Raw genomic sequence first — 9,910 nt, 5'->3', positions numbered from 1 at the left:
CCGGCGCGCGCTCAGCGGCTGTGCGCCGTCAGCTTCGCCAGCGGCGAGGCCAGGCTGATGCCGGGCGCGGCGCGGCGTGCGCTGGGTTGGCCGTCCGCGTCGGTCTCGTCGAGCTCCGGATGCGCCGCGCCGAGCGCCAGTCCCGACGCGCCGGCGTTGTCACGCCGCATCGCGACGCCCACCGCCAGCATGTCGATCACCAGCAGGTGCAGGATGCGGCTGATCATCGGCAGGTGCGTGGCGACATCCTCGACGTGATCGACGATCAGCGCCGCGTCGGCCTTCTTGGCCAGCGGCGACTGGCTCGCGGTGATCGCCAGCACGTAGGCGCCGCGTTCGCGCGCCGCGTCGGCCACGGCGATCAGCTCGGGCAGCTTGCCGCTGCTGCTGATCAGCACGGCGACGTCGCCCGCCTTCAGCGTCTGCGCGGCCAGCAGCTGCAGCCGCGGCTCGACATACGCATTGCACGCGACACCGAGTCGCAGGAACTTGAACTGCGCGTCCTGCGCGACGACGCCGTAATGGCCGATCGCGAAGAACTCGATGCGCGAGGCCTTGAGCAGCAGCTCGATGCTGCGGTCGATCATGTCGCGGTTGAGCTGGCTGCGCACCTGCAGGATCGCCGAGGCGGTGTTGCCCAGCACCTTCTCGCCGAGCTCGACCATCGAGTCGGCCTGCGTCACCTGCGTGTGGCTGACGGGCACGGTGCCGGTCAGGCCCGAGGCCAGGCGGAGCTTGAAATCGGACAGGCCCTCGCAGCCGAGCGAGCGGCAGAAGCGGATCACCGTCGGCTGGCTGACGCTGGCGGCGCGGGCGATCTCCGCGATCGGGTCGTTCAGCACCTTGCGCGAATGCGCCAGCACGTGGTCCGCGACGCGCTGCTCGGCCGGCGAGAGGCCGTCGCGCGCGCGACGGATCTGGCTGACGATCGCCGAGGCGCCGCCGCTGTTCTGCAGGCTGCGCAGCTGCGCTTCCAGGATCGCCGAGGCGCCCTTGAAAGTCGCGTGCTCGGCCGTGATCACGAAGGTCGGGATCGCGGTGACGTAGTCGGAGAAGCGGCCCTTGTCCTCGAAGCGTTCACGGAAGCGCGAGCGGTCGAAGTACTCGCCCAGCCGCGGCACGATGCCGCCGCCGATGTAGATGCCGCCCAGCGCGCCCAGTGTCACCGCGAGGTTGGCCGCGGCGGTGCCCAGCAGCGTGCAGAAGAGATCCAGCGTCGCCTCGCAGACCGGGTCGGCGGCCTCGAGCGCGCGGGCGGTGATGTCCGGCGCCGTCAGCGGCTCCGACGGGCGCTTCAGGTAGTCCGCCATCGCTCGGTGCATCAGCTCAAGACCTGGCCCCGACAGCAGGCGCTCGAAGGAGACGTGCTCGTACTCGTTCCAGGCGAAGCGCAGCAGCGCGATCTCGCGCTCGTCGCGCGGCGCGAAGTTGGTGTGGCCGCCTTCGGAGCCGAGCGAGATCCAGCCCTCGCCGGCGGGGATCAGGCCCGAGACGCCGAGGCCGGAGCCCGAGCCCAGCAGGCCGATCACGCTATGGGGGCGCGCCTCGCCGCCGCCGATCTGGCGGATCTCGCTGCCGCGCAGCCGGGGCAGGGCCATCGCCAGCGCGGTGAAGTCGTTGACGACCACCAGCGTGTCCAGGCCGAGGCGCTGACGCGCTTCCTCGATCGAGAACTGCCAGTGGTAGTTGGTCATGCGCACCAGGTCGCCTTCGACCGGGTTGGCGATGGCGATGGCCGCGTGCGCCACCTTCAGCTGGCGCGGCAGCCGGTCCATGTAGGCGCGCACCGCGGCATGGAAGTCGGCGTGTTCGGCGCAGCGCAGCAGCGCGATGTGCTCGAACTCTCCGGGAACGGTTTCCAGGGCGAAGCGGGCGAAGGTGCCGCCGATGTCGGCGATGAGCCGTGGACTGTCGAATTCACGCATGAAGCGGCGATTATGGCGTGCCGTCCCGTCGCCGCCGGAAGGGGTTCGCCCTAGCCGCGGGGCGGCGTGGGTGCGTCGGGTGGTGTAGCGTGACTACAGCGCGAAAATCAAGCGAGAATCTCCGTCGCCGAAGGAAAAACTCCTTCAGTGACAAGCAATTGAACGCGGGATGCGAAACGGCGGCGCAGCGCGAGAAGGGGTCCTGGAGCGACTTGGCAACACCTCTCTTGTGCGAGCGATGTAGTTTTGCTACCTTGCGCGGATTCGCCGCGGACGCGGTCTCGGGCGTGCCGGATCGGCGCGCCTCCCAGCCAGAGAGCAGGACAAGAACAGTGCAAGCAGATCAGGGTGTGCAAGGGATGGATGCCGCGGGTTACCCGTGGCTGGTGGCGGACATCGGCGGCAGCAACGCCCGCTTCGCCTGGGTCGACGGGCCCGGCAAGACCGTGGACCATGTGCGCAAGCTGCCGGTCTCTCAATACGAGTCGCTGCGGGCCGCGGCCGAGGCCTATCTGAAGGAGCTCGCCGGCCTGGGCGTGACGGCGCGGCCCCGGCGCGCCTCGCTGGCGCTGGCCACGGCGATCAACAGCGACCGCATCGAGCTGACCAACAGTCACTGGACCTTTTCGCGCAGCCAGCTGCAGGCCGACTTGGGCCTGGATGAGCTGCGCTTGCTGAACGACTTCGAGGCGCTGGCGCTGTCGCTGCCGGGCCTGCGTGCGGACCAGGTGTCGGCCGTGCCGGGGCCGGCGCTGTCGACGCCGCGGGGCACGCTGGCGGTGATCGGTCCGGGGACCGGCCTGGGCGTCGGCGGTGTGATCGAGACGTCCGGCGGCTGGGTCGCGCTGGCGGGCGAGGGCGGTCACATGACGCTGGCGCCGACCAACGACTACGAGAGCGAGCTGCTGGCCGCCGCGCGCAAGGAGTTCCCGCATGTCTCCGCCGAGCGATTCCTGTCCGGCGTCGGCCTGCCGACGCTGCACGCGGCGGTGGCGGCCGTCGCCGGCCAACCTTCTGCGCAACGCCTGACGGCGGAACAGATCGTCGAGGGCTCCTTGTCCGGTGACGCGATCTGCGCGAAGACGATGGACCAGTTCTGCGCTTTCCTCGGCAGCTTCGCCGGCAGCGTCACGCTGGCGCTGGGCGCGCGCGGTGGCGTCTACATCGGTGGCGGCATCGTGCCCCGCCTGGGCGAGCGCTTCTTCCAGTCGTCCTTCCGGGCGCGTTTCGAAGACAAGGGCCGTTTCGCGCCCTATCTGGCCTCGGTGCCCTGCGTGCTGATCACCGACACGCTGACCGCCTTGGCGGGCGCGGCGTTCGCGCTGGAGCAGTCGGTGCGCTGAGCCTGTAGTTCAGCGAGAGGCTGGTTGTAGTCCAGCTACATCACACCCTGTTAACGGCGGCCCACGAGGCCGCCGTTTTTCATTTCTTCTCCCTAATTCGCTGGTTTCTCAGTAGAAACCCGACGTAACTTCGTCGTTTTTCCGCCATGGAAGCTGTCGTTCGCGCTGTCCAGGGTTTGCGAGAGCTTGGATCGTGATCTAGTTTTAGTACAGAATTCTTTTCAGAACGTTGGGTACCGCCGTTCAAACAGGAGACAAAGAAATGAAGACATCGCCCACCTCGCGCGAGTTGTTCCGGGTGCAGCCCGTCGCTGCCGGTTGCCTGATGACGCTGGCCCTGATGGCCGGCGCCGCGCATGCGCAGCAGGCTCAGACGGAGGCCGACAGGCAGGCCGCCGAGAAGGCCGCCGCCGACCGCCAACTGGAAACCGTGACCGTCACCGGCATCCGCCGCGGCATCGAGGCCGCGATTTCGGTGAAGAAAAACTCCGACTCCATCGTCGAGGCCGTGTCGGCCGAAGACATCGGCAAGCTGCCCGACGTGTCGATCGCCGAATCGATCGCGCGCCTGCCCGGCCTGTCGGCCCAGCGCGTGGCCGGCCGCGCGCAGGTGATCTCGGTCCGCGGCCTGTCGCCAGACTTCGCGACCTCGCTGCTCAACGGCCGCGAGCTGGTCTCCACCGGCGACAACCGCAGCGTCGAGTTCGACCAGTACCCGTCCGAGCTGCTCAGCGGCGTGGTCGTCTACAAGACGCCGGACGCCGGCCTGATCGGCCAGGGCCTGTCGGGCACGATCGACATGCAGACGGTCCGTCCGCTCAACTTCAGCAACCGCGTGGTGACGCTGAACGCGCGCGGCCAGCGCAACTCGCTGGGCTCGGCGGCCAACGCCAGCGCCACCGGCAACCGCCTGAGCGCCAGCTACATCGACCAATTCGCCGACCGCACCATCGGCGTGTCGCTGGGCTACGCGCACCAGGAAACGCCGACGCAGGAAGAGCAGGTCGGCCTGTACGAACCCTGGGACACCTCGGGCCGCACCGGCCTGCCCGCGGGCACCTACAACTCGGGCGGCATCAAGGCGCTGCGCCGCACCGGCAAGACCGAGCGCGACGCGCTGATGGGCACGATCGAGTTCCGCCCGACCAAGAACTGGACCAGCGTCGTGGACGGCTTCTGGACCAAGGCCAAGGCGGAGGACACGGCCAACCAGTTCGAGATGAGCATGACCTGGAACGGCAACAACGCGCCGCTCGACTGGTCCGGCGTCACGACCAACCCCGCCAACACGCAGACCGGCGGCACGCTGCTGAATGCCTATCCGCTGGTCCGCGGCATGTACAACAAGCGCGACGACAAGATCGTCGCCACCGGCTGGAACAACAAGCTGAAGTTCGACAGCGGCCTGTCGCTGACGGCCGACGTCAACTACTCGCGCGCCACGCGCAACGAGATCAACCTCGAGAACAACACGCAGCTGCTGTCGGCGCCGGGCGCGGTCCCGCTGGACAACGTCAAGCTGGCGTTCAACTCGGGCGACTTCTCGCAGATCGTGCCGGGCCTGAACTATTCCGACCCGACCAAGCTGTACCTGCAGAACACGATCTACGGCTCGGGCTACGGCAAGACGCCCAGCGTCAAGGATGAGCTGACCGGCTTCAAGCTGGCGGGCAACATGCCGGCGCCGGCCGTGGTGAACGGCTGGTTCTCGGACTTCGACGTCGGCCTGAACTACGCGGACCGCTCGAAGAAGAAGCGCCAGCCCGAAGGCAACATCAACGTCGGCGCGCAGGGCAACACGGCGATCGGCTCGGACCTGCAGTACAGCCCGGTGGACCTGAGCTTCGCGGGCCTGGGCATGATCCCGGCGTGGAACGTGCCGGGCGCGGTCGGCCGCTACATGACCTTCAACCCGACGGACACGGAGAGCTACCTGATCTCCAAGGCCTGGGACGTGAAGGAGAAGGTGGCGACGGTGTTCTTCAAGGGCAACATCGACTCGTCGGCCTTCGGCATCCCGATGCGCGGCAACATCGGCCTGCAGGTGGTGCACACGGACCAGTCGTCGCAGTCGAACTACTTCGACGGCACGGCCCCGGCGGGCCAGCAGGTCAAGCCGCTGAACGGCGGCAAGAAGTACACCGACTACCTGCCGGCGCTGAACCTGGCTTGGTCGCTGGCGGATGACCAGACGCTGCGTTTCGCAGTGGCCAAGCAGATGGCCCGCGCGAAGGTGGACCAGCTGCGCTCGGCGCTGGACTTCGGCGTCGACGCCAACACCGGCAAGCCGGGCGCGAGCGGCGGCAACCCGGAGCTGGATCCGTGGCGCGCCAACGCGGTCGACCTGTCCTGGGAGAAGTACTTCGGCTCCAAGGCCTACGTGTCGGTGGCGGGCTACTACAAGGACCTGCGCAGCTACATCTACACGCAGAGCAACGACCGCTACGACTTCTCGCGCTTCGTCGCCGGCTACACGCCGCAGCCGGGCCAGCCGCCGGCGCTGCCGATCGGCACCTACACCGCGCCGTACAACGGCCAGGGCGGCAAGCTGCGCGGCCTGGAGCTGACCGCCTCGCTGCCGTTCAACCTGATCAGCAAGTCGCTGAACGGCTTCGGCATCGTCGCGAGCGCCAGCTTCAACAGCAGCAACATCCAGATCAAGGACCCGGAGAGCGCGAGCAGCGTGGGCTCGGGCAACATCTCGCTGCCGGGCCTGTCCAAGCACGTCTACAACCTGACCGCGTACTACGAGGCCAACGGCTTCGAGGCCCGCATCAGCCAGCGCAAGCGCTCGGACTTCATCGGCGAGATCGGCAACTTCAACGGTGCGCGCACGCTGCGCTACGTGGTCGGCGAGAGCATCGTCGACGCGCAGATCGGCTACAACTTCACCGAAGGTCCGCTGAAGGGACTGGGCCTGCTGGCGCAGGTCAACAACCTGACCGACGAGGCCTACCGCACCTACGCGGCCACGAAGGATCGTCCGCTGGAGTACATCAAGTGGGGCCGCACCTACCTCATCGGCGCGACCTACAAGTTCTGATGAGCCTCTGAACCGGCTCGGTCCGGTTCAACGATCTTTGCAGCCCCGTCCGGCGTGAGCCGGGCGGGGCTGTCTGCTTGAGCGGCGCGGCGCGAGGCGTCGACGGGAGGATGCTGCCCGCCTAGAATCGCCGGTCCCAGTACGCATGAAGCGCGGGCCAGCGTCTGTTGCCCAGCAGATACATCGACAGGCTTTCGGCGAAGGTCTCTCCGCCTGGGTCCGTGTCGATGAGCGCGTCGGCCTCCCGGTAGTAGTCGTCACGTCGGGCCTCGATCCGGCCGCCCTCCATGTCGGATTGGCGGGCGGCCATGAAATCGGGATCGTCGTGGGTGGCGGTTCCGGGCAGTTTTTCGTAGACATGCGCCGCCTCGTGGAGCGGCACGCGAGGAGCGCAGGTCCGGGTGCCGTCCGCCGGATGGCGGGTCGTCTTCACGATGAGCCGTTTCGTGGTCTTGCAGTAGAACCCGTCGCAACGGTCGCCGGCCGTTCCGTGCAGCCCCGGCATCGCCTTGCCCAGTCGATCCGGGGACGGATGGATGGTCACGCCCGCGTCGGCGAGGCGGCAGGCCATCGCGGCCGGCAGGCGGGTCAGGGCACGCAGGACGGCCACTGCGTCGTGGAGCGTGGCGGCGCTGTCCAGGCGGAGCATTCGCACCAGTGGATCGACGATGCCGTCGGGATGCGCCCGGAGCGCGAGCCGCACGCGCTCGTTGATGAGCGCGGAGGTGGCCGGGCAGCCGTCGGCGAGAGCCTGCTCCGCGCGCCGCGCCATCGCCGTCGCTTCGCGCTGCGGACACCGGTCGGTCGCCATGAACCGGGCGGTCCGGAACGCATGTTGCTCGATGACCGCCAATTCGCGGGCCGGCAACGCACGCCGCTCCGTGACGAGGTCCTGCCATCGGTGGGGCGCACCGTCCATCCGCTTCAGATCGCCTTCAAGACGGAGGAGCCACGTCTTCGCGCAGTTGATTTCATGGGCGGCCTCATTCCGCCCGCCGTCCGGCTGACGCGCGAGTCGCAGGGACTTCCCGACCCGGGCCCGGATCTCCTGGATCTCCGCAGCGAGGAACCTGGCATCGTCGCGACGCTGCAGCGCCTCGAGCCGCCGATCGATGTCGGCGGCGACCGGCGCGATGCGGGCCCGCCCAGCGGCGGCGACGGTCGACCGGGACGGGCGGTCCATCGCGTCGATCGTCCTCGGGAGATCGGACGCCGGTGCCGGCGACTCCGGATCGACGGTCTCCGTCGCCGCGTCCGAGTCGGCTGTGCGAGACCATGGGTCCCCGGAGTGTTGGAACTGCAATCTGAAAGACATCGCGCACGGGCAAGGGCATGAGGTTGTCGTGCTAGTTCCTCTTTCTCCTCATCGGGTTCGTTCCGCGTGCCGCCTCGTTCGGCATCGACCCCGTGGAACCGTGGGCCGGCGGCCCGGACCTCAATCCCCCACCAGCACCCGTCCCGACATCGGTCCGATCTCCACGAGCAACTTCCCGTTGCCCGCCGCCTTCATCGGTGCGCCGGGCGTCATCGCGTCGATGAACGGGATGCCGCGCAGCGCGGCGGGCAGCGTGAGCTCGACGCGCATCGGCTCGGTGGCGTTGTTCATCGCGACGATCGCGTTGCGCTGGCCGTCCTGGCGCAGCAGCACGATGACGTGTTCGTCGAGCCACAGCGGCGCCGACAGCGTGCCGTGTCGCAGCACCGGCTGCGCGTGGCGCAGGGCCACCAGGCGCTTGAAGCGGTCGCGCAGCGCGAGGTCCGGCTGGCCGCCTTCATCGGCCCACGGATAGGGCGCGCGGTTGTACGGGTCCTCGCCGCCGCCCAGGCCGACTTCGTCGCCGTAGTAGATCGTCGGCGCACCCGGATACGTCATCTGGAAGAACACCGCCAGCAGCAGGCGGCGCTTGCCGTCGGCGACTTTTTCCGGCGGGCTGTCGTCGCGCACGCCGAAGTGATGCAGCGCGCGCGGCTGGTCGTGCGAGGACAGCAGCGTCATCGACGCGAACAGCGACGGCGCCGGGTAGGACTCGCGCAGCAGTTCGAGGTTCTGGTAGAGGCGCTCCGCATTGCCGCCGGCCGCGTAGTCCAGCACCGTGTTGCGGAAGATGTAGTTCATCGTCGCGTCGAAGGTGTCGCCGAGGAAGAACTTGCTCGCGTCGAACCAGGTCTCCGCGATCGTCAGCGCGCCGGGCTGGTGGCGCTTCACGGCGACGCGCCAGGCGCGCCAGAAATCGTCCGGCACCCACGGCGCCACGTCCATGCGCCAGCCCGCCGCGCCGCGGTCCAGCCAGAACTGCATCACCCCGTCCCGGCCGAAGGCGTAGTCGCGGAACGCGCGGCTGGACTTGTCCAGCTCGGGCAGGTCCTTGATGCCGATCCAGGCGGCGTACTGGTCGTCGGCGTTCGCCTTGGAGAGGTCGAACTTGAACCAGCTCGCATAGGGCGAGGCCGGATTGGGCTTGCCGTTGTCGAAGGCGCCGCCGGCGGGGAAGTTGCTGAAGCGGTTGAAGTAGGGCGAGTCCGCGCCCACGTGGTTCAGCGAGGTGTCCGGGATCACGCGCAGGCCGCGTTTGCCGGCCTCGCTGGTGAGTCGCTCGAAGTCGGCGTTGCTGCCGAAGGCCGGGTCGATGCGCTTGTAGTCGCCGGTGTCGTACTTGTGGTTGCTCGCGGCCTGGAAGACCGGCGTCAGGTAGAGCGCGTTGGCGCCGAGATCGCGCAGGTCGTCGAGCTTCTCGATGATCCCGGCGAGATCGCCGCCGAAGAAGTCGTTGTTGTAGACCGCGTCCGAGCCGTCGCCGCTGCCGGGCTTGTAAGGCCGGTCCAGCCAGCGCGGATGGCGCTCGATGCCGTGGTTCTGGTACTTCGCCTGTCCCACCTTCGGGTCGTTGGTCTTGTCGCCGTTACGGAAGCGCTCGGGGAAGACGTAGTAGTAGACGAGATCGCGGGCGAAGTCCGGCACCGCGAAGTCGGAGGCGTGGATCGTCTGCCGGTAGCGGCGGATCGCGAAGGGCGGGACTGGCCCCTTGCCATCGAGTCCGTCGGGCATCGGGGCAACGGTCGCCGGGCCCATCGAGCCCTTCTCCTTCGTCCAGTAGATGGCGTCGGTGTTGTTCTGCACGACGTAGCGCGCGCCGCCGATCGTGGCGACGAAGTAGTAGCCGTAGACGCCCGGTCCGCCGAAGCGGTGACGCGCCTTCCACACGTCGCGGCCTGCGGCGGCGCCGGCCTTGTGCAGCGGAACCCGCGCTTCTTCGGCGTAGGCGATCAGATCTTCATTGCCTTCGACGCGGCGGCGCTCGACGACGAGCTCCAGCTTCTCGACGCCGGGCAGGGCGGTCAGCTGGAAGTCGATCCAGGTCTTGGCGGGCAAGGCGCCGAAAGGCTTCTTGAACTCGGCGAGGCGCGAGTCGTAGCGCAGGCTCGCGGCGATCGGCGCCAGCGCTGAAGCGGACGCCGCGGAGGCCTGTGCCTCCACGGACTGCGGCGCGGGTGCTGGTGTCTGAGCGAGTGCCAGCAGCGGCATCAGCAGCAGCATCAGCAGCGCGACGCACGACAGGCGGCGAGGAAAGCGGGGCAGGGCGGTCATGCGCAGACGCTAC

5 protein-coding genes are annotated in these 9,910 nt (G+C 68.5%); 2 read left to right on the top strand and 3 right to left on the bottom strand.

What is annotated here, in order from left to right; all coding sequences use genetic code 11:
• Positions 1–11: 11 nt before the first annotated feature.
• Positions 12–1,925 (bottom strand): glucokinase, encoded by a 1,914-nt coding sequence (locus AC07OZ_RS16030; protein ID WP_495468087.1) that lies wholly within the window; start codon positions 1,923–1,925, stop codon positions 12–14.
• A 332-nt stretch (positions 1,926–2,257) separates the two neighbouring features.
• Between AC07OZ_RS16030 and glk the strand changes: the two genes are divergently transcribed.
• Entirely contained in the window at positions 2,258–3,268 is a 1,011-nt protein-coding gene (glk, locus tag AC07OZ_RS16025) for a glucokinase (protein WP_495468086.1), read from the top strand.
• Positions 3,269–3,530: 262 nt separating this feature from the next.
• Positions 3,531–6,311, top strand: coding sequence for a TonB-dependent receptor (locus AC07OZ_RS16020; RefSeq protein WP_495468085.1), 2,781 nt, complete (start codon positions 3,531–3,533; stop codon positions 6,309–6,311).
• Positions 6,312–6,432: 121 nt separating this feature from the next.
• Here the strand turns inward: AC07OZ_RS16020 and AC07OZ_RS16015 are convergent, their stop codons facing one another.
• Both AC07OZ_RS16015 and AC07OZ_RS16010 read right to left on the bottom strand, forming a co-directional pair.
• Complete coding sequence (locus AC07OZ_RS16015; protein ID WP_495468084.1) at positions 6,433–7,494, bottom strand: hypothetical protein; 1,062 nt, start codon at positions 7,492–7,494, stop codon at positions 6,433–6,435.
• Positions 7,495–7,746: 252 nt separating this feature from the next.
• The gene (locus AC07OZ_RS16010) at positions 7,747–9,897 is read right to left on the bottom strand and encodes a glycoside hydrolase family 13 protein (protein ID WP_495468083.1); all 2,151 of its coding nucleotides are present in this window, start codon (positions 9,895–9,897) and stop codon (positions 7,747–7,749) included.
• Between the last annotated feature and the right edge of the window lie 13 nt (positions 9,898–9,910).

It is taken from the genome of Roseateles sp. GW821-FHT09G03 (assembly GCF_059416045.1).
Note: the sequence above shows the minus strand (reverse complement) of the source record. Positions and strands in the feature narration are given on the sequence as shown.